This window comes from Phycisphaeraceae bacterium (assembly GCA_019636555.1).
GTDB lineage: Bacteria > Planctomycetota > Phycisphaerae > Phycisphaerales > UBA1924 > JAFEBO01.
Map to the genome: position 1 here is coordinate 2,173,445 of JAHBXH010000001.1, position 25,057 is coordinate 2,198,501.

The 25,057-nt window shown below is 61.1% G+C and carries 20 protein-coding genes; 11 read left to right on the forward strand and 9 right to left on the reverse strand.

Going from position 1 to position 25,057, the window contains the following annotated elements; genetic code table 11:
- Positions 1-48 precede the first annotated feature (48 nt).
- Positions 49-2,799 (forward strand): insulinase family protein, encoded by a 2,751-nt coding sequence (locus KF691_09055; GenBank protein MBX3389588.1) that lies wholly within the window; start codon positions 49-51, stop codon positions 2,797-2,799.
- Positions 2,800-2,845: 46 nt separating this feature from the next.
- On the opposite strand, the gene dacB is transcribed toward KF691_09055, so the two are convergent.
- Together dacB and KF691_09065 are read right to left on the reverse strand one after the other, a co-directional pair.
- On the reverse strand, positions 2,846-4,372 hold the full coding sequence (dacB, locus tag KF691_09060; GenBank protein ID MBX3389589.1) for a D-alanyl-D-alanine carboxypeptidase/D-alanyl-D-alanine-endopeptidase: 1,527 nt from the start codon (positions 4,370-4,372) through the stop codon (positions 2,846-2,848).
- An 87-nt stretch (positions 4,373-4,459) separates the two neighbouring features.
- Positions 4,460-4,933, reverse strand: coding sequence for a hypothetical protein (locus KF691_09065; protein MBX3389590.1), 474 nt, complete (start codon positions 4,931-4,933; stop codon positions 4,460-4,462).
- 178 nt (positions 4,934-5,111) lie between these two features.
- On the opposite strand from KF691_09065, the gene KF691_09070 reads away from it, so the two are divergent.
- The 6 genes from KF691_09070 to KF691_09095 all read left to right on the forward strand — a co-directional run bounded on the left by KF691_09070 (position 5,112) and on the right by KF691_09095 (position 9,814).
- On the forward strand, positions 5,112-5,609 hold the full coding sequence (locus tag KF691_09070) for a response regulator (protein MBX3389591.1): 498 nt from the start codon (positions 5,112-5,114) through the stop codon (positions 5,607-5,609).
- A 113-nt stretch (positions 5,610-5,722) separates the two neighbouring features.
- Positions 5,723-6,118, forward strand: a complete 396-nt coding sequence (gene rpsL, locus KF691_09075) for a 30S ribosomal protein S12 (GenBank protein MBX3389592.1) — start codon at positions 5,723-5,725, stop codon at positions 6,116-6,118.
- A gap of 147 nt (positions 6,119-6,265) precedes the next feature.
- Positions 6,266-6,757, forward strand: coding sequence for a 30S ribosomal protein S7 (gene rpsG / locus KF691_09080; GenBank protein ID MBX3389593.1), 492 nt, complete (start codon positions 6,266-6,268; stop codon positions 6,755-6,757).
- A 126-nt stretch (positions 6,758-6,883) separates the two neighbouring features.
- A complete protein-coding gene (locus tag KF691_09085) occupies positions 6,884-8,146 on the forward strand; it encodes a metallophosphoesterase (protein MBX3389594.1) in 1,263 nt (420 codons plus the stop codon).
- Positions 8,147-8,168: 22 nt separating this feature from the next.
- Positions 8,169-9,245 carry a ThiF family adenylyltransferase gene (locus tag KF691_09090; GenBank protein MBX3389595.1) on the forward strand — a complete coding sequence of 359 codons (1,077 nt, stop codon included), beginning with the start codon at positions 8,169-8,171 and terminating at the stop codon, positions 9,243-9,245.
- Between the two features lie 32 nt (positions 9,246-9,277).
- Positions 9,278-9,814, forward strand: coding sequence for a hypothetical protein (locus tag KF691_09095; protein MBX3389596.1), 537 nt, complete (start codon positions 9,278-9,280; stop codon positions 9,812-9,814).
- A gap of 33 nt (positions 9,815-9,847) precedes the next feature.
- Here the strand turns inward: KF691_09095 and KF691_09100 are convergent, their stop codons facing one another.
- The 3 genes from KF691_09100 to KF691_09110 form a co-directional block, all read right to left on the reverse strand.
- On the reverse strand, positions 9,848-11,617 hold the full coding sequence (locus KF691_09100; GenBank protein ID MBX3389597.1) for a serine/threonine protein kinase: 1,770 nt from the start codon (positions 11,615-11,617) through the stop codon (positions 9,848-9,850).
- Between the two features lie 48 nt (positions 11,618-11,665).
- Positions 11,666-12,301 carry a penicillin-binding protein activator LpoB gene (locus tag KF691_09105; GenBank protein ID MBX3389598.1) on the reverse strand — a complete coding sequence of 212 codons (636 nt, stop codon included), beginning with the start codon at positions 12,299-12,301 and terminating at the stop codon, positions 11,666-11,668.
- A 107-nt stretch (positions 12,302-12,408) separates the two neighbouring features.
- Positions 12,409-13,797 (reverse strand): hypothetical protein, encoded by a 1,389-nt coding sequence (locus KF691_09110; GenBank protein MBX3389599.1) that lies wholly within the window; start codon positions 13,795-13,797, stop codon positions 12,409-12,411.
- Between the two features lie 22 nt (positions 13,798-13,819).
- Here KF691_09110 and KF691_09115 point away from each other — a divergent pair, with 22 nt between their 5' ends.
- Entirely contained in the window at positions 13,820-14,143 is a 324-nt protein-coding gene (locus tag KF691_09115; GenBank protein MBX3389600.1) for a hypothetical protein, read from the forward strand.
- Here KF691_09115 and KF691_09120 read toward each other — a convergent pair.
- On the reverse strand, positions 14,133-15,641 hold the full coding sequence (locus KF691_09120) for a serine/threonine-protein phosphatase (GenBank protein ID MBX3389601.1): 1,509 nt from the start codon (positions 15,639-15,641) through the stop codon (positions 14,133-14,135). The two genes, KF691_09115 and KF691_09120, sit on opposite strands and share 11 nt — an antisense overlap.
- Positions 15,642-15,644: 3 nt before the next feature.
- On the reverse strand, positions 15,645-16,226 hold the full coding sequence (locus KF691_09125; GenBank protein MBX3389602.1) for a cob(I)yrinic acid a,c-diamide adenosyltransferase: 582 nt from the start codon (positions 16,224-16,226) through the stop codon (positions 15,645-15,647).
- Positions 16,227-16,433: 207 nt separating this feature from the next.
- On the opposite strand from KF691_09125, the gene recJ reads away from it, so the two are divergent.
- A complete protein-coding gene (gene recJ, locus KF691_09130; GenBank protein MBX3389603.1) occupies positions 16,434-18,068 on the forward strand; it encodes a single-stranded-DNA-specific exonuclease RecJ in 1,635 nt (544 codons plus the stop codon).
- Between the two features lie 32 nt (positions 18,069-18,100).
- Here recJ and KF691_09135 read toward each other — a convergent pair whose 3' ends face one another.
- Together KF691_09135 and KF691_09140 are read right to left on the reverse strand one after the other, a co-directional pair.
- Positions 18,101-19,348 (reverse strand): hypothetical protein, encoded by a 1,248-nt coding sequence (locus KF691_09135; protein MBX3389604.1) that lies wholly within the window; start codon positions 19,346-19,348, stop codon positions 18,101-18,103.
- Positions 19,349-19,578: 230 nt separating this feature from the next.
- Positions 19,579-20,613: a tetratricopeptide repeat protein gene (locus KF691_09140; GenBank protein ID MBX3389605.1), complete on the reverse strand. Its 1,035-nt coding sequence runs from the start codon at positions 20,611-20,613 to the stop codon at positions 19,579-19,581.
- 44 nt (positions 20,614-20,657) lie between these two features.
- On the opposite strand from KF691_09140, the gene KF691_09145 reads away from it, so the two are divergent.
- Both KF691_09145 and KF691_09150 read left to right on the forward strand, forming a co-directional pair.
- Positions 20,658-23,951: a valine--tRNA ligase gene (locus tag KF691_09145; protein ID MBX3389606.1), complete on the forward strand. Its 3,294-nt coding sequence runs from the start codon at positions 20,658-20,660 to the stop codon at positions 23,949-23,951.
- 41 nt (positions 23,952-23,992) lie between these two features.
- Positions 23,993-25,030, forward strand: a complete 1,038-nt coding sequence (locus tag KF691_09150) for a DUF1570 domain-containing protein (protein ID MBX3389607.1) — start codon at positions 23,993-23,995, stop codon at positions 25,028-25,030.
- Positions 25,031-25,057 lie beyond the last annotated feature (27 nt).

The following is a 25,057-nucleotide window of genomic DNA, read 5'->3' on the forward strand; positions in this document are numbered from 1 at the left end:
TACGCTCTACGCCCCGCTTCGAGCGGATCGTCATCATTCGGAGGACACATGCGATCGAGCATCAAGTCTCTGCTTCAGGCTGTCGTCGCTTCAAGCTTGGTTTTGCTGTCACCCGCTGGGGCTTCCGAAGCCCCAGCCCCACAGGGCGAGTGGATGAGCCACCCGCTCACCACCGTGGAAGGCATTACGGAATACCGACTGCCGAACGGCCTGCGCGTGCTGCTCTTTCCCGATCAGAGTTCTTCGAACGTCACGGTGAACATTACCTACTTCGTGGGTTCTCGGCAGGAGGGCCGCGGCGAAAAGGGAATGGCGCACTTGCTTGAGCACATGGTCTTCAAGGGCACGCCGAATCATCCCGACCCGTGGAAGAGTCTCCAGGAACACGGAGCGAACTTCAACGGCACGACTTGGACAGATCGCACCAATTACTACGAAACATTGGTTGCCAGTGACGAGAATCTCGACTTCGCGCTGAAGTTGGAAGCCGACCGAATGGTGAATTCTTTCATTTCGGCGGAAGCGCTCTCGAAGGAAATGACCGTCGTACGCAACGAATTCGAAATGGGCGAGAACAGCCCGTTCGGGATTCTGATGAAAGAGCTCTTTGCGAAGGCGTACGACTGGCACCCGTACCGCGATTCCACGATCGGCAATCGCTCGGACATCGAGCGTGTGCCCGCCGACAATTTGCGTGCGTTCTACAAGCACTATTACCGGCCGGAGAACGCGATGCTGGTCGTTGCCGGCAAGTTCGATCCGAAGTCAACGCTCGATCTCATCAATAAGTACTTTGCGCCGATTCCAAATCCGTCCGAACCGATTGTCGACACATGGACGGATGAACCGACGCAGGATGGGCCGCGATCCGTCGAGATTCGGCGCGAAGGCACGCAGGCTTCGGTCGGAGCGCTTTATCACACTCCTGCCGGATCACACCCGGATGCGACCGCCGCGACCATACTCGGTCAGGTCTTGGGCGCTCGTCCGGCCGGCCGCCTGTACAAGGCACTGGTCGAAGGCAATCTGGCTGCTGCGGTGACGGTCCTGCCGTTTGGAATGGCCGAACGGGGCCAGTTCCTGATCGTCGCGACGCTGAAGGACGGACAGGATCCCGATGCGGCACTGAAGAAGCTCGAAGAGGTGGTGGAGGGATTCGCAAAGAACCCGGTCACAGATGAAGAGGTGGAACGCGCGCGGGCCGCGGAACTCTCTCAGATCAAGATCGCCATGACCGACAGCAACCGCATCGGCGTCGATCTCACCGAATCCGCATCGCTTGGAGACTGGCGGCTGTTTTTCATCGGCCGTGACCGCATCAAGGAGATCAAAACTCCGGAAGTGCAAGCCGCCGCGGTGAAGTACCTCGTTGAGAACAACCGGACGACAGGCAAGTTCATCCCGACCAAGAGTCCGGTGCGCGCGGAAATCCCGGCGAAGCCGGACATCACGCCGATCGTCGAGGATTACAAGGGAAGCGAGACGGTCAGCGAGGGCGAAACGTTCGATCCCACTCCCGCCAACATCGAATCGCGTGTGAAGCGCACCAAGTTGGGCGAAAACATCCAGCTCGCAACGCTCAACAAGCAGACGCGGGGCGAGGCGGTGAACATTTCGATGACGGTACGCTTCGGCGATGAGAAATCGCTCGCCGGCGCGCGGGTTCCGAGTGAACTGCTCGCCTCGCTCCTGCGCCGCGGAACCTCGTCTCGAACTTTCCAGCAGATTTCGGACGAGCTCGACAAGATTCAGTCCACGATCGGGATTTCGTCTTCGCTCGGAGCGATTCGGGTCAACATCACTTCCGACAAAACGAATCTCGCGAAGGCAATCGAGCTTGCGACGGACATGCTCCGCAATCCCTCATTCCCTCAGCAGGAATTTGAAACAATCCAAAAAGAGCGGATCGCCGGGCTGGAAGCCGCCAAGGGCCAACCGCAGGCGCTCGCGCAGAACGCGATCCGGCGTGCTCTCGCACCATTCCCAAAGGACTCTCCGAACTACATCCCGACCATCGAAGAGAGTCTCGCGGAACTCACAGCGGTCACGCTCGACGATGTGAAACGGATTTACAACGAACAGGTCGGTCCATCAAGCGTCCAGATTGCCACAGTGGGCCAATTCGAAGAAAAGGAACTCGGCGACGGTCTCGAAAAGCTGTTCGGCGGCTGGTCCGTGAAGAAGCCGTTCGCGCGCATCGCACGCCCGTTTGAGCCAATTGAGGCCGGTTCGAAGGTGATCAGCACGCCGGACAAGCCGATGGCCGTCGTCGGCATGGCCACGGCAATCAAAATGCAGGACACCGATCCCGATGCCGATGCGATCGAGATCGGCGGGTACATGCTGGGCGGCGGCGCCAAGAACCGCATGAGCGACCGGCTGCGCCAGAAGGAAGGGCTCTCATACGGAGCGGGCGCGAACATTCAATCGAGCCCGCTCGACCCGGTGACCTCGATCGCCGCGTTTGCGATCTGCGCCAAGCAGAACGCCCCGAAAGCGGCGTCGGCCATGCGCGAGGAGATGACGCGATGGATCGATAGCGGGCTCGACGAGAAGGAATTGGCGGAAGCCCAGAAGAGTTATCGCCTCGAGTTCCTCTCCGAACTCAACGAGGACAACGTGGTCGCGGGCATGCTCGCCGGCGATCTCTATCTCGGGCGCACGATGAAGTGGGACGCGGAAAGGCTCGACCGGATCGAGAGCCTGAGCGTTCAGCAGGTGAACGATGCCATCAAGAAGCGGTTGTCGGGCGCATCGTTCTTTGAGTTGCAGGCCGGAGATATCGAGCCGGCAAAGTAAGCGTCGAGCGCGGTCGCCTCGATTTCGGCTTGAGATTTCCGGATGCTCAGCGCCGGGACTTGGTCGCTGCGCGATCCTTATTCAGATATCCGTCGATCAGCGACACGACCTGCTCGTGCAACTGCAGCGCGGCCTGATCTTCCTCACCCGCCGGCACTTCGTTCGCCAGAATGGAGAACGCCACAGCGTGCCCGTTGTCGTCGATCACATACCCGGAAAGGCAACGCACGTTTCGGATGTATCCGGACTTGGCCCGGAGCTCGTTCTTCGGGCGGTTGTTCTTGAAGCGCCGCTCCAGCGTGCCTTCGCCCGGCTTGGGAAGCGAGCGAACAAAGACGGAGGCAACGGCTGGATCGTTCGCGAGTGCCGCCAACCATTGAGTCATCGTCCGCGGCGAGACTCTGTTTTCTTTGGACATGCCCGAACCGTCGCGCACGATCGTGTTTTTGGCCGAATCGGGTCCGAGCTTTTCTGCCAGCAGCATCCGGATGACCGAAGCGCCGTTTTCCCAACTGCCCGGCTGCCCGGTGACGTCGTGCCCGATCCGCTTGATCATCGCCTCGGCATACAGGTTGTAGCTCTCGACATTACATCGTCGAACGACGTCGGCGAGCGGAGTTGTAACGATGGCCAGCGTGCGATCCGAAGAGAGCAACTCACCGGGCTCGGCGACACGGGCGACCGGAGTGGCATCGCCCCCACCAAGCGCGGGCTGCCCGGCACCCGAGATCGCGACTCCGGAGCGCTCGAGCCGGTCCGCAAGGAGTTGCCCAAAGAACGTCGGATTCTGTGTGAGCGTCACACGGACAGGCTGGGTGACCGCGAACCGCACATCGCCCATCAGCTGAAAGCGGTTTTCATTGGCGTCTCGCTTCAACCAGACGCTGTTGTTGCCGCTGGTAACGCTGCGCGACTTTGAGACATCCACCTCGATGATCGACGTTTCGGGATCAATCGACACGCTGGGCCGCTGACCTTCCGCACCAGGACGCGGATAGACATCCAGCACGTTCGCATGGAAGATGAGGCCCGACACTTCGGCGCAATACCAACGGTCGAGCTGGTCTCTCGGCCAAGTTGAATGGACGAATTCGCGGTCGAAGATCCGATCATCGACGATGACTTCCGAGATCTTCTTGATCCCCGCGCGCGTCACGCTTCCGGCGATCGTGTCGAGCATGTCCGACACCGTCAGCCGCGGCGAGGCATTCTGCAGAATCTCCGGATCACCGAATGCGGGGTCTCCCGAACCGACCACCACCAGCCGATCGCCGTCGAGCTTCAACTCGGTCTTGAACACGAAGTCCGGCTTCAGAGTCCAAAGCGCGGCGCCCGTGGTCAAGAGTTTCATGTTCGAGGCCGGGCAGAACCCCTCGTCGGCGTTGCGCGAGGCGAGCACCTCGCCCGTCTTCACGTCGAGCACGCTGACGCCAAGCCGCGACTTGCCGAGCTTGGCACCGTGAATCAGACGATCGACCTCGCCCTGAAGCGGCTGAGCAAGCCCGTGCGTTGCGATCACGCCCGCTGCGCAAACGGCGAGAATGGAAGGGATGGAACGCCGAGTCTTCGTCATGTGCATAAAAATTCCGACGGCTCTGAGCGCTATCGGCCAGCGACAATACCCCACTGCAATCAGGAACAGAGTCGTCGACGATTCTGATCAGCCCGCGGTAACTGCAACGCTTGCGCCGGCCGTTTCCAATTGAATCTTCGCGAGCTTCACAAGCGTTTCTACCTGAGCCTTGCTTTGAATCTCCCACTGCGCCCAGCGAATCCCGTCAACCTGCTTGGCATGGGTGATCGCATCCCGAACGGGCTTGAGGAGTTTTCGCATTGGAAGCGCCGCAACACCCTCGGCGGTCAGCGGAATGACAAGCAGCGGCTGATGCGGCTGAGGGACCAGATAGGCCCACGCGCGGCCGGCGATGGACTCGTGCCGGAATAGAACCGACCATCGCCAAGGCACGCCCTGCCACGAAACTTCTTCGGACGCGCCCTCGATGCCGAGCAACTGACCACGAGCGACTTCCGCCGCGGAATGAAGCGATTTGGAAATCTCGGAGATCAGCAATTCCGCACTGGGCTTGCGAAACCGATCATTCCACGCTGAACGGGCGACCGTGCCGCTGGACATACACACTCCGCGCTTTGGAAACCCCAACCCTGGAACCTTTTCCCCGTCCGCAAACGACGCTATTTGAGCCATCCCTGCCAGACACCGTCCCAACATTATTGCCCTTCTCGGGTGGTCGGTAAAGTCGCTGGTCCGCAGTTTGGCGAACGGCTCCTACCGGGCCCCTATTCTTTTCCAGATGCCTGCAGACGCGTCATTTCCGACACCGCAAAGCCCTTTGGGCGACCCGTGGGAAGGGTCCGGGGTCAATCTGCTGCTCGTAGACGACAACGAGCAGAATCTTGAGCTGCTTGAGGCCTACCTCGAGGACCTTTCTTGCGAGCTGCGGCTTGCCCGTGACGGCATGGAGGCCCTCGATGCCGTGGCCGCAAAACACCCGGACGTGATCCTGCTTGACGTCATGATGCCCCGCATGAGCGGATTCCAGGTGTGCGCCAAGCTCAAGCAGGAGAGTGCCACAAAGGACATTCCGATCATCATGGTCACCGCCCTGAACGAGGTCAGCGACGTGGAGCGGGCCATCGAATGCGGCGCAGACGACTTTTTGAGCAAGCCCGTCAACAAGCTCGAGCTTCTGACGAGGGTGAAATCGCTGGTTCGGATCAGCAAGATGCAATCCGAACTTCAGCGCACGCTTTCGCAGCTCCGAGCATTTCGCGATCAATCCGGGAATTGACGCCGGGCTGTGTCGAAGAATTGCCCTGTTCCGGGCTTGCGCCTAGTATTTCGACCCCTGTCAGGGGCCCGTCGGGCGATGAGCCTGTGGGAAATTCCCAGCCGGTAGTTACCATGCCCACGATCAACCAGCTCGTTCGCCGTCCCCGTCGCAGCCCCGCCAACAAATCGAAGGTGCGCGATCTCAATCTTTCGCCGATGAAGCGCGGCGTGTGCCTTGTTGTGCGCACCATGACGCCGAAGAAGCCGAACTCGGCGCTGCGCAAGATCGCCCGCGTGCGTCTTTCGAACGGCCGCGAAGTCACGGCCTACATCGGCGGCGAAGGCCACAACCTGCAGGAACACTCGATCGTTCTCGTCCGTGGAGGCCGCGTCCGCGACCTTCCCGGCGTTCGATACCACGTCGTTCGCGGCAGCCTCGACTGCCTGGGCGTCGAAGGTCGCAAGCAGAGTCGCTCGAAGTACGGTGCGAAGCGGGCCAAGGGCGGCGCACCGGCGGCGAAGAAGTAGCAGCATTCCGCGGCGAGTAATCGCCGGCAAGCGTGAGCCCACGCCTGCCGAACGGTGAAAAGTCCCGGGGCATCGTCGCTCCGGTCACGCCGAAAACCCGACTGCCGGCCACAATCGGCCGAACAGTCACAAGGGAGTTTCCTTTCGATGGGCAAGTTCACCAAGGCAGACGAACAGTTACGTCCCGATCCGCGTTTCGGCGACAAGGTGTTGTCGCGCTTCATCAACTGTGTGATGCGACAGGGCAAGAAGTCGGTCGCGCAGCGCGTTGTGTACGACGCGATGGACATTATCGAAGAGAAGCTCGCGAAAGAAACGGCGCCTGAGAAGCCGGAGAACTCGATCGCGCTTTTCCGCATGGCGCTCGAGAACGTCAAGCCGTTTGTCGAAGTTCGCTCCAAGCGAATCGGCGGCGCGAACTACCAGGTGCCGATGCAGGTAAACCACAAGCGACAGCAGTCGCTGGCTTTCCGCTGGATCATCGATTCGTGCCGCGCCGAGAAAGGCCGACCGATGGCCAACCGTCTTGCCGACGAGCTCTATGCCGCGGCAAAGAAGGAAGGCAAGGCGATGATGACCCGCGACCAGACGCACAAGATGGCCGAAGCTAACCGCGCGTTCGCTCACTTCGCCAACTGATCGCGTTCTTCAAACTCAAGACCGCAGACTGACCCGGCGCTCGCCGGGTTTTTCATTGGCGAACGACCCATTGAAGGATTGGGGCGTACCCGATGCATGGGAAGTAATCCGAAGCGACGAGAAAGCGTGAAGCCGTGGCTCTGGGCGTGGCTTCTGCTCTGCGCCGGCTTCTATCTTGTGCACATCGCACTTTGGCTGCACAATCGCTACGTGATCGCGATGGAGCCGATCGGCTGGTTTCTCAAGCCGATCGGGAATCTCGTTCATGTTCTGACTCTTCCGGGCTGGCTCGTCGCGCGCCTGACTCTTCATTCGTGGGGTGAGAGCGATCTGGTCGCGGCGCTGCTCGCGTGCGCCATCGGTTTGTTCGCGATCATCATCGGCGCAATGTGGCTGATGTCCGTGCGTCGACTGCTCGCCGGGAACGCAAAGCCAGACCATCAAACCATCATTCCCGAATCCGACGGGAGCAATTTACCGACGCGTTTCTCGCGCCGGAAGTTTCTGACAGATGGCCTGGTTTTCGGATCGTCCGCCGCCGCCTTGTCGGTCGTTGCGGACGCGGCCTGCATCGAGCCGGCGCGACTGCGGTTGCAGCGATACACCGTGGCGATTCGCGATCTTCCACGCGAATTCGAAGGATTGCGCCTCGCTCAATTGACGGACACGCACCTTGGCCCGCGCGTCCCGGCCGAATTCATCGACGCAGCGATCCGCATGGCGATCGGTTTGCAACCCGATGTTTTTCTGTTGACGGGCGATTACGTTCACTGCGGGCTGGAATGGATCGAGCCCGCTACTCGTCAATTCTTTCCTCTCGTCGCGACCGGAAAACCCGTCGTTGGAGTACTCGGGAACCACGACTGGTTCAACGACGGCTCGCGGATGTCGCGTTCGTTGAGCGCCGTGGGCGTGCGAATGATCGACAACGACCGAGTCTTTCTGAGTGCGTCCGGCTCGCGGGAGTTCTCGCTCGCGAGTTCTCCCGTTGGACCGTCCATCTGCATCGGCGGTCTGGGCGATCTCCGACAACATCACATCGACCCGGAAAGGGCCTTGGCGTTCGTCGATCCACGGATGCCGCGCCTGGTGATCGCGCACAACCCCGACAGCGCGGAAGAGTCGAGCGTCGTGAGTCGTGGCGCTCCCCGGATCGACTTGATGATTTGCGGGCACACGCACGGCGGACAGGTGCGCATACCGGGGATAGGCACGGGCACCGGGCTGATGTCGCAATACGGCGATCGGTATTCTGCGGGTCTCGTGCAGGGCCCCAAATGCCTCGTTCTGATTTCACGCGGCATCGGCATTTCCCTTGTTCCGTTCAGATTCCTGGTGCCGCCCGAAGTCGTGGAGATCACTCTCACGCGATCAGCGCCCACCGAATAACGATCGCCTGATACTCTTGCGTGTGAGTCCAGATTCCAAACTTCCACTCCCGGACCATCTGCACGATCGATACTCGCGCCAGGTGATTCTGCCCGGAATCGGCGAAGCTGGCCAGCAGGCAATCGCTCAAGCCCGCGCGGTCGTGGTGGGCTGTGGGGCGCTCGGGTGCACCATCCTCGACCAACTCGCTCGCGCCGGCATCGGCCGGCTCTCCATTCTCGATCGCGACATCGTCGAGTGGACCAACCTTCAGCGGCAAGTCCTATTTGACGAAGAGGATGCTCAAGCCGGAACACCGAAGGCGATTGCCGCGCGAAACCGCATTGCGCGAATCAATTCGGCGATTTCTGTCGCCGCACACATCGCGGACCTCAACCACGAGAACGCGCAGGCATTGATACTCGCCGACAACCCTCCCGACGTGATCCTGGACGGCACCGACAACTTGGAAACACGATACTTGCTCAACGATCTTGCCGTAAAGCACGGCATCCCACTGATCTACGGCGGCGTGATCGCACGGCGCGGCATGCAGTTCACGATCCGACCGGGGCGCGGACCCTGCCTGCGCTGTGTGTTTCCTGAGCCCACTGCCGGAGCTGTGGAAACCTGCGATACAGCCGGGGTGCTGGGTCCGGCCGTTTCGATCTCCGCGTCCCTCCAGGTTTCGGCGGCACTCGATCTGATCGTCGCACGGGATCGCGATGTGCCCCCGCTTCTCACGGAGTTCGATCTGGGAACGGGCCGCTTTCGCACGCTCGACCTCTCGAATCTCTCCGGCGCTCGGTCGCGCGAACAATGCATCTGCTGCGGCCAATCCCGGTATGAATTCCTGTCCGGTGAGCGAGTCCGACCCGCTGTCTCATTGTGCGGCAGGGGAGCGTTTCAGGTTGCGGCCGGTCCGCACGGGATCGATCTTGCGAGTCTGGCGAAGAGAGTCTCTCGTGTTTCACCGGTCACATCGAATGAGTTCTTCGTGCGCATCAGACCTCGGGAGGGTATCGAAATGACGGTCTTCGCCGATTCTCGCGCGGTTGTTCGCGGGGCGGCGAACGATGGAGAAGCGCGATCTTTGTACGATCGATATGTTGGCGTTTAGCTGAGCGAACGCACTCTCTCGGAGGCAAGTCCATGGGTCAGGTCTTTGAGCAAATCATCGCGGCGGCCCGGCGGGGGCGCGGGCTCGCCGAAAAGATGACCGTCGGCGTCACGCCTCAAATGTTTTGCAGGAAGCCTCGCTTCGAAACAACATCCGGGACAAGGGTGATCGACTGCAATCATCCGGCTTTCGTATACGGGCACTTGGCCCTGTATCCGGCCCGGCTTTATTCGCTTGTGGAACTCGATCCGGCACCCGTCGCGGCACCTCCCGAATTCACCGACCTTTTCAAGGCCGGCGTTGAATGCAAAGACGATCCGGAGGGCAGTTTCTATCCGGCCATGGAGACAATCACCACAGCTTTTTTCCGCGGTTATGACGGCGCTTTCGATCGCCTCGTCTCCCTGGACGATGCGTTGCTCCAGAGGCCCACGCCGGATGAGCGATACCGACAGCACTTTCCAACGGTCGGTGTGGCCCTGACTTTCATGCTCACGAGTCACGTCATGATGCACATGGGTCAGGTGAGCACTTGGCGGCGTTGCTTCGGCCTTCCATCCGCTATGTAGTCGGAATCAAGAACGGGTCGATCGATTCTCGTCCTAAATCGGACGCGAGCAATTCGCGCATCGACCCGATTCATCGCGCCGGAGTTCAAAGCCGCACGCTGGACACCACGACTTGCCGCACCGGCGAAACCATTCCTGTTCGGAGCGGTCGAACAACTTGACCCCCAAGAACACGCCTGTTGCGGTCATTCCCGCCAAGAAGACAATCCACCCGATCGACTGTCCACCGGTCTCAACTGGTTGCGGCGACAAGAACACAGATCCGACCATCATGGCTGCGCAGGCGAACAAGCCGGGCATAAAGGCACTCTCGAGCGCGATGCGGGCTCGCGCCGTCCACGCCGAGCGTTCGTCCTGAACGACCTCCCCGATCAGGTGGCCGCACTCGCTGCAATGCCGGTCTGTCACTCCCCGACGCTCATATCCGCATTCTCCACAGTGCACCGATGTTTGTCCGCGAGCGCGGCGAGGCGTCATCGCCTGGAAGAATCGAAGCGAAATCAACATCGCAACAGCGCCGCCGGCGAGAACGATCGCGTACATCACCGGATTCGCCCAGAAGACCGCAACCTCGCGAGTGCGACGGCTCGTCTCGAACCATACGTTGAAACGCACAAACGCGCTGCCGGCCGCGATCCCGATCAAAACGGTGAGCAAACCTCCCAGAGCAATTGCGACCACACTTGCACGCCGCACCTGTTGTCGCTCCCGAGCGAGCTTCCCGATGATCGCGGGGTCGGGCAAAGCAAGCTGGTGGGTGCCATCCGCTATTGCGCTGCCGACCGGCGACGTTTGCCGTCGCTCCGCCATGGCCGAAAGTTGTTCGTAGTACGTTGACGCGGACTCGGACGGTCGAGCCTGCAAACTCGACAATGCAGGGCTCGGCACAATCGCAGCCAAGGTCGTCGGATGCGCCCTTATCACTCCGGCTTTTTCCCAGGCGTTCTCAAACGCGTGGTGCAGGTGTCGGGCCGACTTGAGCCGGTACATGGCCGAGCGGTTCATCGCACGCTCGAGCACATCAATGACGCCCGCCGGCACACCTCTGGCGTGGAGTTCACCCGTTTCGAGAGCGAGCTGGCCCTTTCGACGCAAAACCTCTTCGGAATCGCCGCGGAACGGGGGTCTGCCCGAAAGAATCTGAAACGCAGTCGCACCGATGGCGTAGACATCCGTGCGTACAGAAGCGATGCCCTCAAACATCTCCGGCGCCATGTACGCGATCGTCCCGGCCCGAGAGCCCATCTTCGTCCCGAAGGTCAACTGGTCTTGAACCTTTGCCAGACCGAAATCGGTCAACACGCAATGCCCATCCCGCGAGACCATGACGTTGGCGGGCTTGATATCGCGGTGGACCAGATTCCGATCGTGCAGCTCCGATGCCGCTTCGCAAATTTCGCTCAGCAGCGTCCTGGCGACCGGCAGTTCCAGCGCGCCTCGCTCGGACACAATTTCCGAGAGGTCCCTCCCGTTCACCAGTTCGAGCACAAGAAACGGCACGCCGTCGATCACGTCCGCGTGAAAGACCTGGTTGAGGCCGGGGTGATGACATCCCGCCGCGGCACGAGCGCCACGGATGAGGGCTTCAAATGTCGGATCCGCGTCCGTTGGCGTGAGATGAAGCAGGAACTTCACGGCGACTTCGCGATCGAGAAGCTCGTGGTGTCCAAGCCAAACGACCCCCATTCCGCCTCGACCCAATTGCCGAAGCAGACGCACAGGACCGACGCGCGAAGGCAACTGCCGCGCCGGCTCCTGAGGAAAGTCCGATTCACTTCGGGTCTCTGCTTCTGAGTCCGCCACGGCGGGGAATGGTAACGGCCCTCGCGAGGCGTCCGCGAATCGCGAAATCTAGCGGCGTGCCACCTTTTTGATGTCCTTCGATCCGATCCACACCTTTTCATTGCTCTGAATGTCTATCAGTTCGAGGTTGATCTGGTAGTACTGCACGATGGTGCGTCGGTCGTTGCTTTCCTGCTTCACCTCGCCAACGCGACCGAGCATGATGTAGTCCGCGCCGAGCTCCATCGCCTGTTTCTTGACCGTTTCCGGCATGTTCCAGGCCTGACCCTGTTGGCGCTCATCCCGGATCTCGCCGCGCTGATCGCGATCGGCCACCACACGGACGCGACCGGAGTTGATGAGCTCTTCCTCGAATCGCTTGGTCACAAGTTTGGTATCCACGTAATCGCTGGTCTCGTTGCGCACGGTACCCACAAACACAACAGGTCGGTTTCCATTGTGCGAAACTCGGAAGTTCTCGACCCACGGGCGCGCGAGGCAATCGGCGATGAGCGCCCGATACGCTTCGCGCGCGTCGTCGTCTTGCCACCTGTAATCCACATCGACCGTCTTTTCCGGGTCGACGCGCTGTACACCCCAGTTTCCGTACGCTCCGCCGCTGTTGCACCCCGCCCCGCCGACGGTCATGCACGCCACACCGATTCCACTCAGGACGAACGAAACTAACTTTGCGATGGAGCCCATGGATTCCTCTCCGGGCGCGGGATTCATGCCGCGTCACGCTAAGTTTATACGCACTAACTTGCTCGTGGGTTTCGAATTCTGCTGGAAGGCGATTCCGTCTGCAGCGGCTACTTCGCCGTGGTTTGCACCACGGTGGCCAATTGGGCGGCGACAGGACCTTCGGGAATTGCCACGTCTGTCCATGCAGAATCACCCACCAATCTCCCCGACTCGTCCAAGTACACCAGTCGAACTCGATGAGCGCCCGGAGGAAGTGTGGCGAGTCCGACAAATGCCTTGGCGGGCAAGAACTCCCAAGAGCGAAGATCGGCCTTTTCAGTTGCTCCCAAAACCGCAAGTCCTATGAGCCCTCCGACGGATCGGATGAGCCACTGCGTGTTTTGGTCCTGCTGCGTTTGGGCAACTACCTCCGAGGCTCCCACTGTCGCTCCGGCTTTCACGAGATATCGCACCATGGTTCGTTGGTAGATCAAGGGCAGCTGCCGTCGAAAATTCTCCGCGGCGACGGCACCCAGATCTTCGACAAGCTGCAGATTTCCGCTATCGCGGATTGTGCCGCCGGAATCTTGTGATTCGATCCGCACGGAAGCGACCGCGCTCCCGCGCAACACCATGCGAGGCAACTCGAAGTACACGGGGAACGAAAAGATGGCGATCGGGCCGACACGATCCGGCGCGAGGTACGGCCCGCACCCGGTCAGGGAAACGATGAGCACGTTGCCCGCCCCGGGATCCAGGTCCGACAAGCCGGCAAAGGCGTCCGCGTTGACATCAGGAAAAAGCTTCGGCTGCGCTTCCATTGCCTGCAGCAGCCGCTTTCCGGCCACGCGTTGAAACTCCCTATCGCCCGTTTTCATGAACGTGATCGCCGAGAGATAGGTTCCCAGCGGGCTTTCGATGAACTCGCCGCCCGTCGGGGTCGCGTACTTCTGTGCTACTCCGGCTCTTTCGGCGGCGGCGTAGCGATCGCCCGCCTCGTTCCTGAGCGCCTTTTCTTCCCGAAGATACTGATCGCGTAGCAGATTCGCCTTGTTCGCCATGCGCCGGGCCTCGACCGTCGCTCCGCCGTCAACGCGACCCTGCTGGAGTTGAGCCAGCATTTTGAAGACATTGACGTAAACATCTTCATACGGTGGCGCGATGTAGGGCACGACGGTGTCGTTGAGCACCCACTGCGCCGCCTGTTCCGACGGCTTGAGTTCGCGCTGTGCATCAATCCGCTTTTCGGCGTCGTCGAGCGTGCGCATCGTCATGGATGCATTGTTCTGAGCGAGCGCTACGCCGCCGCGATCCAGAAGCCAGAGCAACCGGTTCCGATCACCGAAGGCGTCGATCGTTTCCGGGTCGTCGAGCGTTTTCGCGGCCGCTTCGAACGCGCCGGCCTGATGCTCGGTGCGCAATCGATCCTGCGCGACGTCGAACGGTGAAACACAACCCGAAAGAATTCCCGTCGCCGCGAATCCCGCAACCAGTGCAACGCACGCTCGCCGCGCCATGTTGTGTGGTAGATTGATCGCTATGGACACACCGGCTCACACTCCGCCGCTGACTCTCGATGGTTTCCAGCGGCTGATTCGGGATCGATATTACGCAACCGACAGCAAGCGAGGCCCCGCCGCCACCTTTCTCCTCCTCACCGAGGAATTCGGGGAGCTGGCGACGGCGCTGCACGCGAATCTGCCGGGCAAGACTCCGACGCCCGAGCAGCAAGCCAACCTGGAGGAAGAATTCGCGGATGTGTTGGCGTGGCTCGCGACGATTGCCAATATCACGGGCGTGAGTTTCGAAAAGGCGGTACAGAAATACACGATTCCCGGACTCGTTCAAGGAGTCAAGGACTAACCGAGGCGACTCCCCGCCCCTCTACGAGCGAACCGATCCGCACCCCGGCGTTTTCGAGCTCCGCGTCACGAAGTACACGGGAGATTTCGACCACAAGCGTGTCGTCCGCCGGCGGACCATATCGGAAATGCTCGACCGCACTCAATAGCTCACGGCTCCACGAGTGTTCCCGATTCCGATCATTGGCGAGTGAAGCCACCAGACGAAGAAATCCCTGCACGCCGAGCATCTTGCCGGTTCTGTCGCGCGCTTCGATGGCGCCGTCTGTATATGCCACGAGCGTGTCGCCGGGACCGAAATCCGTCGCGATCTGCGCCGCATCGAACTCCTCGGATTCGCAAGCCCCCAGAACCAGGGCGGTCGAATTCAGTTCGCGCACGGTCCCGTCCACCGCGATGAGAAACGCGGGAGGATGTCCGCCGCTGGCAAATTCGAGGGTTCCTGTGCTGGAATCGATGCGGAGGCAGAGGGCGGTGACGTACACGGAATGTGAAGCGAGCGTCAAATGAACGTACCGGTTCAAGAGTGAAAGCACACGGCCGGGCTGAATCGTGGGGTCTTCCGCAAAAACTCTTTCCAGCTCCCCGTGCAGTCGGTTCACAGTCAATGCCGCAGGAATACCGTGCCCCGTGACATCCATCAGCACGACGCTGAGCCTCTGCCCGCCAGCGACACCGGGACCGATGTGCGCGTAGAGGTAGTCCCCGCCGATCTGGCGCATCGGCTCGTATTGATACCCAAGCTGCAGGGGTCCGGCATCGATGCGCGCCGGGAAGAGCGCTTCGTGAATTCGCCGCGCGTCGGTCAATTCCCGGCGCACTTCGCCGTAGCGTTGCTGGAGCACCGCCATCTTAAACTGGCTTGCGTACTGCGAATGTTTCAGCCACGCGATGAGCACACTCGGCGCGAAGAGCGCGACGATAAAAAAGGCGTAGCCCAAGACGCCTCCGAAGCTGGCGCCCCCCAGAATCCGAATGATGATGTAGAGCAGAGCCAATGCGCCCGCCGCGAGCACGGCGGACCGAGCGGCCCACGGCAAGAGCACGCAGGCAATCAGGAGAGTGATGGAAGCTTCCAGCCAGCCGATGCTCCCACCAAGACCGATCGCCGCAGCGATCATGTGATACGCCCCGACCAGGATCACCACAACCTGCGACAATCGCAGAAGCGATAGCTCCTGCACCCTACCCCGCTGCGTCCAGAGCAGCGCCGTGATAAAGACGACGACCGGAATGAGACTCGCGCCGACGGCCATCAGCGCCGGGAAAGCCTCCTTCCAGATAAACTGAATCGCGCTGGCAGCATTCTCCTGCGAAGCGTTGTAGAGGCTGACGCTTCGCACGATCAGGCCGATCGCCGTCACGGTCATCCCGAAGATCGCGCCGATGGTGCAGAAAACGACAAATCGCTGCTTGAGCAGTCTGAGCGTGTGCGCTTCGAACTCGCCCGCGAATTCCGAGGTGTTCAGCGAGCGAGTTGTAGGAGCCTTCGGCATCATCGATCACTCACGCCCCGCGCCCGGCTTCCAGAGTACATCGGTTGCACCATTCCCGTTTGCCGTTCGTGCCAGAACGAACAACAAATCGCTCAAACGATTGAGATACCGGACGGCTTCGGCGCTGGTAGCTGCCGGTTCAGAGTCCATTAGTGCAACCGTGGCGCGCTCGGCACGCCTCGTCACGGTTCGCGCGGCATGAAGCTCTGCCGCCAGAGGCGTTCCCCCCGGAAGGACAAAGCTTGTGAGCGGTGGAATGAGTTCGTTGAACTCATCAATAAGTTTTTCCAGCTTCTCAACTTGGCCCGCGGTGATCCGGAGTGCCGCGCCGGCAGCCTCGCCCGGTTCGATCGGCGTGGCGAGATCCGCCCCCAAATCGAACAAATCATTTTGGATCGCCAGCAGCGCAGCGCGCGTCTTCGATCCTTGGTCCGCGTGCAGAATCGCCAAACCTATGAACGAGTTCGCCTCGTCAACGGAGCCATAGGCTTCGACCCGAAGGTCTGTCTTTTTGACCCGCCGTCCCCCGACGAGGCCGGTCGTGCCGTCGTCGCCTGTACGGGTGTATATCTTGTTCAGTTTCACCATCTCAATTTCGCCCTCCCCCGTCGCCCCTACTTGATCGTGGCACAGATTCCTCCCATCAGCCAACAGCGTATCCGACCCGTGGAAGTCGGTGGGTCGCTTTCACCTTCAGAAGCTTCGCTTCATGGGATTCGATCAACGTGGCTTTTTCAAGATTTCTCCCAACGATCGGGCACTTTGGTCGAGCGCGTGTTGCGAGCTCGCGGAATCTTGGATCCCGATTTCCTTACTCCGTCGCTCACCCAGCTTCACGATCCATCGCTGCTGCCCGGAATCGATCGCGCCGCCGAGCGCATTCTGCGCGCGATCCGGCAGCGCCAGCGAATCGTCGTTTACGCGGACTACGACGTGGATGGAGTTTCCGCGGCGGCGATCCTGTGGCACATGGTCCGGGCGATCGATCCGGACGCGAACGTTTCGACCTACCTCCCCCATCGCCTCGAAGAAGGTTACGGCCTCAACGCCGAAGCGATCTCAAAGCTTTGCGATTCCCACGATCTGATCGTGAGTGTCGACTGCGGCGTGACGGCCGTCGTCCCCGCGCGCATCGCGCGCGATCGCAAGATCGATCTCATCATCACCGATCACCATACTCCGCCAACCGAGGCCGCGGGGTTGCCCGAAGCCTTTTCGATCGTCCATCCCGCGATCCCCGGCCACAAGCCCTATCCGTTTCCTCACTTGTGCGGTGCGGGCGTCGCGTTCAAACTCGCGTGGCGGCTCGCCACTCTTCACAATGAATCGGAAAAAGCGGCGCCACCTTTCAAGCGCCTGCTCGTCGAATTGCTCGCCCTGGCGGCGATGGGAGTGATCGCCGATGTCGTGCCGCTTCGGGGCGAAAACAGGGTGATCGCCCGATTCGGCCTTGAACAAATTCTCCGAAGCGCGCTTCTGGGCGTGCGGGCGCTCCGCGACGAATCGGGAATCGGCGAAGATTCGATCGACGCTGCCGACATCGGTTTCAGGCTCGCACCACGTCTCAACGCGATCGGCCGCCTCGGCCACGCTCGGGAAGCACTCGAGCTTCTCACGACGGCGGATGTCGGCCGCGCTACCGACATTGCGAAGGCTCTGAGTGTCTGGAACGACGAACGAAGAAAGACTGAATCTCTCATATCGCGTCAGGCCGAATCGCTCGCAGTGCAAGCGGGCATGACGGCTCACGACCATCGGGCGATCGTGCTCTGTGACTCGTCTTGGCATCGGGGCGTGATCGGAATCTGCTGCTCCCGCCTCGTCGGGCAATTCCACCGCCCCACCATCCTTCTTCAGCGCGACGGCGAGACTTGTCATGGTTCCGCCCGGTCGATCGACGGCTTCGATCTGCATGAAGCGCTCCAGGCGTGCTCGGAGCACCTCGAGTCATTCGGCGGCCATGCGATGGCGGCAGGAATGAAAATCCGCTTCGATCGGCTCGAAGCGTTCAGGCACGCATTCGTTTCCTACGCGAACAGCAAGCTGAGCCACTCGGATTTGACGCGCCGAACGTACATCGATGCGGAATGCGAAATTGGCGAACTCGATCTGGCGGCGGCCGAAGATCTGGCACACCTCGCACCGTTCGGTCGCGAAAACAACAAGCCGCTTCTCTTGATTCGGGGCGCGCGGATCGCATCGGCTGCGCGACCGCTCGGAAGTTCGGGCAAGCACCTCTCATTCGCCATTGGGGACATGCGAACAGCGCTGCGCATCAAGTGCTGGAATTGGGCGGGCATTCTCGCGAACGCGGGGATCTCCCTTCGTCCCGGACAGGAATACGACCTTTTGGTTTCCCCCGAAATCAACACATGGAACGGGCGCCGCTCGGTTGAAGCCTCGCTCGAAGACCTGCGGCTCACCGACTAGGGCGGCCGTTGTGATTCATTGGCTCTGCGGGATCACGGGCAGACCGCAAGGTTGTACGAAATCAGGAACAGGCCGAAGTCTGCATCATCAACGACGCCGTTGAGATTCAGATCGCCCGGACATTCCGCCGGCGGCGCGGGACACTCGATCTTGTCATACGCCTGGACAAACAGAACATAGTCGAGGTCGTTGACTATGCCGTCGAAATTGAGGTCCGCGGCGCAGTACGGCCGCTGCGTCAGAACGAAGAGTCGCGACGTGTTACCGCGCTTTCCCACCGCGACGATCTGGCCGAGGTCATTGATGTCCAGGAGCAGGCTGATCGTGACGTCTGAAGGAAGGTTGGCGAGCGTGCGCAGGTCGTACCACTTGCCGTCCTGGTACAAGCCGGTCGGATAGCCGACGCTTGTGGCGATGATCTGACCGAACGAGTTCAAGCGGAGAGGGCCGCTCGGAACTGTCATCCCGGGAACGAGGTTTCCAAACGTGTAGATCTTCTTCGCGACCCCGTTGCTCCAGTATTGAATCCCGACCTTGGTCACGCTCCCGTCGATCCAACTCGCCGTGCTCACGACCTCTCCGATGTCGTTCATCGCCGGCTGCGACGAGTAGTACACATCGGGAATCGGTGTCGCGACTCCGTTGCTCGAATACACGTAGTAGCTGTTCATGAGCGAACAACCGCCGCCCGATCGCGTCTGCGAACCGTAACCGTTGACCAGCAGGTCGCTCGCGTTGTTGATCGAATAAGACACGCTCGAATACACGGTGCACGCCGAGGTGCATTGCTGCGACCACGGCCCGGCGGACTTCCACGCTCCTTCTTTCCCGAATCCGCCTTTGCCGTACCACTGCGTGCTGCCGTTGCCGCAGTCAACAACGCTGAACGGAACGACAAACACACCCAACTCGCGCTTGTTGTTGATCCCGGTGGCGCTGTTCGCCATCCACGACGGGCCGGTTGGTCCATCCACAAGTTGTCCGTTCGACCACGCCCATGCGCGCGCGATGGTGCTTCCCGTTTGCTGATAGGTGCCGCAGACATCTCCGAAATCGTTGACTCCCGTCACGGCGGTCCAGGTCCTTCCCGATTGTCCGGGAACTGCCTGAAGCGAACCGTTCTTCCAGAGCACGGGACCCGTCGTCGAGTAAGCGGCCACCCAGCCCCTGATATTGATGAACGCCTTGTTGGAGGGCACCGAGATCGGGATCTCACCCGTCAGATCGAAGCGACCCGGCGCGCCTCGCGCGAGCTGCGCGCAGACGAAAAAGGCGCCCATCGTGAAGGCTACTTCACAGTTATTCATCGCGCGCATCACAATCCAATCCGGCCGCGGCGGCCTGACGTCCGAGCGTCATGATGGGTGTCAACCCCGAGTCCGCGTCCCACGCGCACCGCCGAGTGCACCCTGCTCCCCTCAATCCCTTAATGCTACTTGCGGAAGGACCGAAAAAGCAACAACATCTTCAAGTCCGAGAACATTTCACTTCCGCGGCTTGATGACGGGACTTAGTCAAGCGACGCGGCATCCGGATGGCCCAATTCCTTCGCCCTGTCACGAAGCCGCTCAAAGAGCGATGCCTCGCCGGCCCGGCGCGCCCTCACGGCGGCATCAAAGGCCAGATTCGCGTTCTTTGGCGCCGCGTCCGAGGCCTCTGCCAGGACTTGGGCCGCTTCGGTGCCGCGGTGCAGCGAGGAGAGCGCATCGGCGAGGACGCGTGCATGAGCCTCTACGGCGCGCTCGCTTGGCTCGAGCCCGACGAGCAATTCGACCGTCTTCTCGGGACGCCCCGCGCGAGCGTGAATCCGCGCTTCAATGAATCTCCAGACCGTAATGCGGGGCTGCAGCTTTCTCGCCTTCTCGATCTGCTGCATCGCCACGTCGAGCTTGTTTTCTCGAAGCGCGATCTCCGCGAGCGAGCCCCACACGCGTCCATCGTCGGCATTGAGTCGGCCGGCACGCACGAGGCTCGCGCGCGCTTCGTCCAGTCTGCCGAGTTGGAGCTGCACCTGCCCGAGATAGAGCGGATACTCCGCGTTCGTCGGGTCCGCTGTCTGTGCCGCGGCATAGTGCTCGAGGGCTCGATCGGTCTTTCCGAGCATGCTCGAAATGGTTCCAGCTTGAAACTCGAGCCTGGCGTCGCGCGGTCCGATGGCGAGCGCGCGAACGTAGCTGTCGTAAGCGGAGCTGAAGTCATCTTTGTCGAGCATCAATTCTGCGAAAGCGATGCGCAAACGCTGATCGGTCGGGAACTGCGCGATCGCGCCGCTCAGGATCGCTTGGGCTTCGGACGTTTTTTGTGCCCGCAACAGATTGTCCACGGAATCAAGAATCGCGTCGACCTTCCGGGCGTCGGGGTCCTGCGCCTTGATTGCCGGCGCGGTGGGTTTCTCGGGCGCGAGCGAGCGAAGCGTCGGGATCGACCCGAAATCCAGCGGCGCCGAGGGATCCCGCAGCAGATAGATCGCGGCCCCGATGATCGCGCCAATCACCAGAACCGCGAAGAAGGCGGCGACCCGAATGAATCCTCCCGAGCGATGCACCGATCGGGCGGCAACCGTACCGCGGCGCGTACACTCGCCCTCCAATGTCCGAGACTTCCAAGCCATCTTCCGCTTCCGAGGCGACCGGCGGCGTCGAACTGCCCAAGCAGTACAAACCCGCCGACCATGAACAGCGTATTCGCGCCCGCTGGGACGAGGCAAAGGCGTTCCACGCCGATCCGCAGCGCGTCCTGCGGGGCGAGGCCAAGCCCTACTGCATCGTCATCCCGCCTCCGAACGTGACGGACCGGTTGCACCTGGGGCACGCGCTCAACAACACGCTTCAGGATGTGCTCGCCCGGGCACACCGGATGAAGGGCTTCGAGACGCTCTGGATGCCCGGAACGGACCACGCGGGCATCGCCACGCAGGCGGTGGTCGAGCGCCGGCTGAAGAAGGACGAGGGGATTACGCGTCAGCAACTCGGTCGCGAGAAATTCGTCGCGAAGGTGCAGGCGTTCAAGGACGAGTACGAGAAGATCATCACCGATCAGCTCAAGCTGATGGGGTGCTCCTGCGACTGGGATCGCCAACGCTTCACGATGGATGAGGTCTGCGCCCGCGCCGTGCGCGAGGCGTTCTTCCGGCTCTTCAAAGACGGGCTCATCTACCGCGGCAAGCGCCTGGTGAACTGGGACCCGGTGCTGCAAACGGCGGTCTCGGATGATGAGTGCTACGAGGAAGAGATCGACTCTTCGTTCTTCTACCTGCGCTATCCGCTGAGGGAAATGGCCAAAGGGCCAAAGCGCCAAAGCGCCAAAGTCTCCGCGAATGAATCGATGCCGGTTACGTGGAACGAACTCGCGCGGCGCGGGTATCCGGGTGCAGAGCAGCATGGCGGCGAAGAACAGGCCTGGGTGACGGTCGCGACGACGCGGCCGGAGACCTATCTGGGCGATACTGCGGTTGCGATCAATCCGAAGGACCCGCGTGCGAAGTCGCTGCGCGGGCTGTTCGTCGAGTTGCCGCTGGTCGGCCGCATCATTCCGGTGATCGAGGATGATTACGTCGTGCTGCCCGCGGCGATGCAGGCGGACCCCGAGGCCGCAAAGGGTGATCCGAAAGCGGTGTACGCAACCGGCTTCCTGAAAGTCACGCCGGCGCACGATCCGAACGACTACGAGATCGGCCAGCGCCACAAGGACGCGATCGAGGCCTGCGGCAACCCGGTGATGATCAACATGCTCGCGCCGGACGGAAGCGTGAGCGACAAGCACGGTTGGTCCGATGTGGGTGATGCGCATCTGTTTGTGGGCCTGCCGCGCGAGAAGGCGCGGAAGAAGGTGCTCGAAGAGTTCAAAGCGCGAACGGTTGACAACTCGACCGCGACGCTGCTCGCCGAAACCAAGCCTTATCGCCACAGCGTAAAGCACAGCGACCGCAGCAAGGCGATCATCGAACCGTACCTGAGCGATCAGTGGTACGTGAAGGTGACGGACGATCGACTGGCGCCGGCGGCGAATAGAGCATTGTCTTCTGCCTTTGGTGGCACTGGTCTGGAGACCAGTGCCACCAAAGGCAAAGAGAAAGCCAACTCAGACGGAGAACTTCGGTTCTATCCGGCCCGCTACGCGAAGACGTACGAGCAGTGGCATGATGGAATTCGGGATTGGTGCATCAGCCGGCAGCTTTGGTGGGGGCATCGGGTGCCGGTGTGGACGCTACGCGACGATGCGCCTTTGAAAGGCGGCGATTTCAGCCGAAGTCTCGGCACACTAGCGTCTTGGATTCGCGAAGGCAGGATTTGTGGATATGCCTTCGGCAATCCCCTGACCGAACAAGGACTCAAATTGGATCTCGCGGAAAAAAACACTTCGAGCGAAATCCACATTTGCGTACTCGATCAAGATGATGATGAGATTGTTTCTCAGCTTGAGATGAATGGTTTCGAGCAGGACACCGACGTCCTCGACACCTGGTTCTCCTCGGCCCTCTGGCCGATCTCCACGATGGGCTGGCCGAATCCGGAGCTTGCCGGCAAGGAATTCGACGGTCTTCTCCAAGCTTTCAACCCCACCACCACGCTCTGCACGGCGCGTGAAATCATCACGCTCTGGGTGAGCCGCATGGTGATGTTCGAGCGCTATCTGATGCCGGAGAAATGGGCAGCGGAAAAGACCAAGCCGAACGCCCTCGCATCGCTCGCCGAAAACGGCGAAGGCCGCGGTCCGCTCCCATTCAAGAACGTGTTCATCCACGCCGTCATCCAGGACGGCGAAGGCCGCAAGATGAGCAAGAGCCTCGGCAACGGGCTCGATCCGCTCGACATCATCGCTTCGCACGGCTCGGATGCGATGCGCTTCACGCTTTGTCAGATGACGACACAGACGCAAGATGTCCGCATGCCGATGGTCAAGGATCCGACGACCGGCCGCAATACCTCGCCCAAATTCGATCTCGGGCGCAACTTCTCCAACAAGCTCTGGAACGCCGCGCGCTTCACGATGTCGATGCTCGCCTCTTCACATCCGACATCCGACACTTCGCATCCGACATCGCTCATCGATCGCTGGATGCTTTCGCGACTCGCGACCGCGACGAAGGAAGTCGACGAAGCGCTCGCAAACTTCGAGTACAGCAACTACGCCCAGACGATGTACGACCTGCTCTGGCGCGACTTTTGCGATTGGTATCTCGAAGCAATTAAACCCACCATCGCGTCGGACAAGTCGCAGCAAGCGGTGCTCCGCACCACGCTCGATTGCATCCTGCGCCTGCTCCATCCGATCATGCCGTACGTGACCGAGGCGGTCTACGAACAAGTGCGATTGCTGCCCGAGATGCCGGTGAAGGGAATTTCGCTCGCTTCGTCGCGAAAGGGCAATTTGCTTTGCACCGCTGGGTGGCCGGAAGTGTCCGACTCGCTCCGAAGCGAAGAGATCGAAGCCGAGTTCGAACGGGCACGCTCCCTCGTCACAGCGATCCGCGAAGTGCGGGCTCAGCACGCCGTGCCACCCAAGCGCCGAATTACGCTCCATGCCGCGGGCGCAGCAGTTGATGCGCAAGCCGGCGCGCTCGTTCAGACGCTCGCAGGCGTGGAAACGATCACTTCGGACGTATCGCCCTCCGGTTCGGTCGCTATGCCGTTCGAGTCGTCGCAATTGCATCTGAGCAATCTGAAGGATGCCGCGTCGGCAGCCGACACCGGCGCCGAGCGCGAACGCCTTCAGAAAGTCATCGCGGACAACGAGAAGTCGATCGCGACGCTCGAAGGCCGACTCAACAACCCGGGCTACGCGCAGAAGGCCCCACCCGCGATGGTGAAGCAGACGCAAGATCAACTCGCGAAGGCCAAGGCCGATCGCGACGCGGCACAGTCCGCACTGGCGGCGTTGTGAGAAGGGCCGGTTTCTACTCATGCTGCCGATCGTGGCTTTGCATGATCGGCGCCCCGGCGCTCGCGCTCTCATTGCTGAGCTCCGGATGCGACGCACCCGCATCCCAGAGCGGCTTCGAGTTGCCCGCATCCTCGATCACCAGCAACGCTCCTCACGTCGAAGCCGTCATGGCGCGTGACACATGGGATTTCGGCTCCGCCAAGGGAATCGCCATCACGACGCGATCGTTCCGAATCTATTCGACGGCCGATGCGGGGCTCACGTCGCGACTGCCCGCGTTTCTTGAAGCGTCGCTCGTCCACGATCGCACCGCGCTCGCCGATTTACCTGCGCCCGCCGACCGGATGGAGACCTTCGTGCTCGCCAACCGCACCGAATGGTCGCGCTGCGTGCAGATGATCTGGGCGGAGAAATCCGACCCTTATCTCTTCATCCAGCGCGGCGGCGTCACCGCCGGCGGAAAGAGCGTGCTCTACGACATCGGACCGCGAGACACGCTCGTGCTTGCGGCACACGAGGGTTGGCACCAGTTCGCGCAATCGACTTTCAAGGAGCAACTCCCGACCTGGCTCGATGAAGGAATCGCGGCATACATGGAAGGCTTCCGGAGCGAGGCGGGAACAGACCGGTTTGTTTTCCTTCCGTGGGCGAACACCGAGCGTTTCGATCGACTCCGCGATGCGTACGCCGCCGGGGCGCTTATGAACCTGCGAGAATTCATGGCTTCGAGCCCGACGCGCCAGATTTCCGCTTCGGGAGGCGACGCGCTCACGTGGTATGCGCAGGCATGGGTGCTCGTCCACTGGCTCAACGAGGGAGACAACGGCGCGATGCGGGCCGGTTTGAACCAGATTATTGTGGATGCGTCGAACGGCGCGATTCTTGAACGCGTCGAACGGAAGCTCGGAGCCAAGTCCGCCGTGTACGTGCGACAGAAGCGCCCGGGTCCTGAAATCTGGCAGACGTACTTCGGCGCCGACACCGATTCAGCCAACGACTCCTATCAGGCGTTTATCGCGAGGGTCGTCCAGACCGGGTCGCGCGACAAGATCATCGCCGGACACTCGCCAATCGAGTGACGCTCATACGAGTTCTGCACCGACGTC

Excerpts from the sequence above, each read along its gene's own strand:
- KF691_09055 (MBX3389588.1), top strand. The coding sequence starts at position 49 with ATGCGATCGAGCATCAAGTCTCTGCTTCAGGCTGTCGTCGCTTCAAGC.
- dacB (MBX3389589.1), bottom strand. The coding sequence starts at position 4,372 with ATGACGAAGACTCGGCGTTCCATCCCTTCCATTCTCGCCGTTTGCGCA.
- KF691_09065 (MBX3389590.1), bottom strand. The coding sequence starts at position 4,933 with ATGTCCAGCGGCACGGTCGCCCGTTCAGCGTGGAATGATCGGTTTCGC.
- KF691_09070 (MBX3389591.1), top strand. The coding sequence starts at position 5,112 with ATGCCTGCAGACGCGTCATTTCCGACACCGCAAAGCCCTTTGGGCGAC.
- rpsL (MBX3389592.1), top strand. The coding sequence starts at position 5,723 with ATGCCCACGATCAACCAGCTCGTTCGCCGTCCCCGTCGCAGCCCCGCC.
- rpsG (MBX3389593.1), top strand. The coding sequence starts at position 6,266 with ATGGGCAAGTTCACCAAGGCAGACGAACAGTTACGTCCCGATCCGCGT.
- KF691_09095 (MBX3389596.1), top strand. The coding sequence starts at position 9,278 with ATGGGTCAGGTCTTTGAGCAAATCATCGCGGCGGCCCGGCGGGGGCGC.
- KF691_09105 (MBX3389598.1), bottom strand. The coding sequence starts at position 12,301 with ATGGGCTCCATCGCAAAGTTAGTTTCGTTCGTCCTGAGTGGAATCGGT.
- KF691_09110 (MBX3389599.1), bottom strand. The coding sequence starts at position 13,797 with ATGGCGCGGCGAGCGTGCGTTGCACTGGTTGCGGGATTCGCGGCGACG.
- KF691_09115 (MBX3389600.1), top strand. The coding sequence starts at position 13,820 with ATGGACACACCGGCTCACACTCCGCCGCTGACTCTCGATGGTTTCCAG.
- KF691_09120 (MBX3389601.1), bottom strand. The coding sequence starts at position 15,641 with ATGATGCCGAAGGCTCCTACAACTCGCTCGCTGAACACCTCGGAATTC.
- KF691_09125 (MBX3389602.1), bottom strand. The coding sequence starts at position 16,226 with ATGGTGAAACTGAACAAGATATACACCCGTACAGGCGACGACGGCACG.
- KF691_09135 (MBX3389604.1), bottom strand. The coding sequence starts at position 19,348 with ATGGGCGCCTTTTTCGTCTGCGCGCAGCTCGCGCGAGGCGCGCCGGGT.
- KF691_09145 (MBX3389606.1), top strand. The coding sequence starts at position 20,658 with ATGTCCGAGACTTCCAAGCCATCTTCCGCTTCCGAGGCGACCGGCGGC.
- KF691_09150 (MBX3389607.1), top strand. The coding sequence starts at position 23,993 with ATGATCGGCGCCCCGGCGCTCGCGCTCTCATTGCTGAGCTCCGGATGC.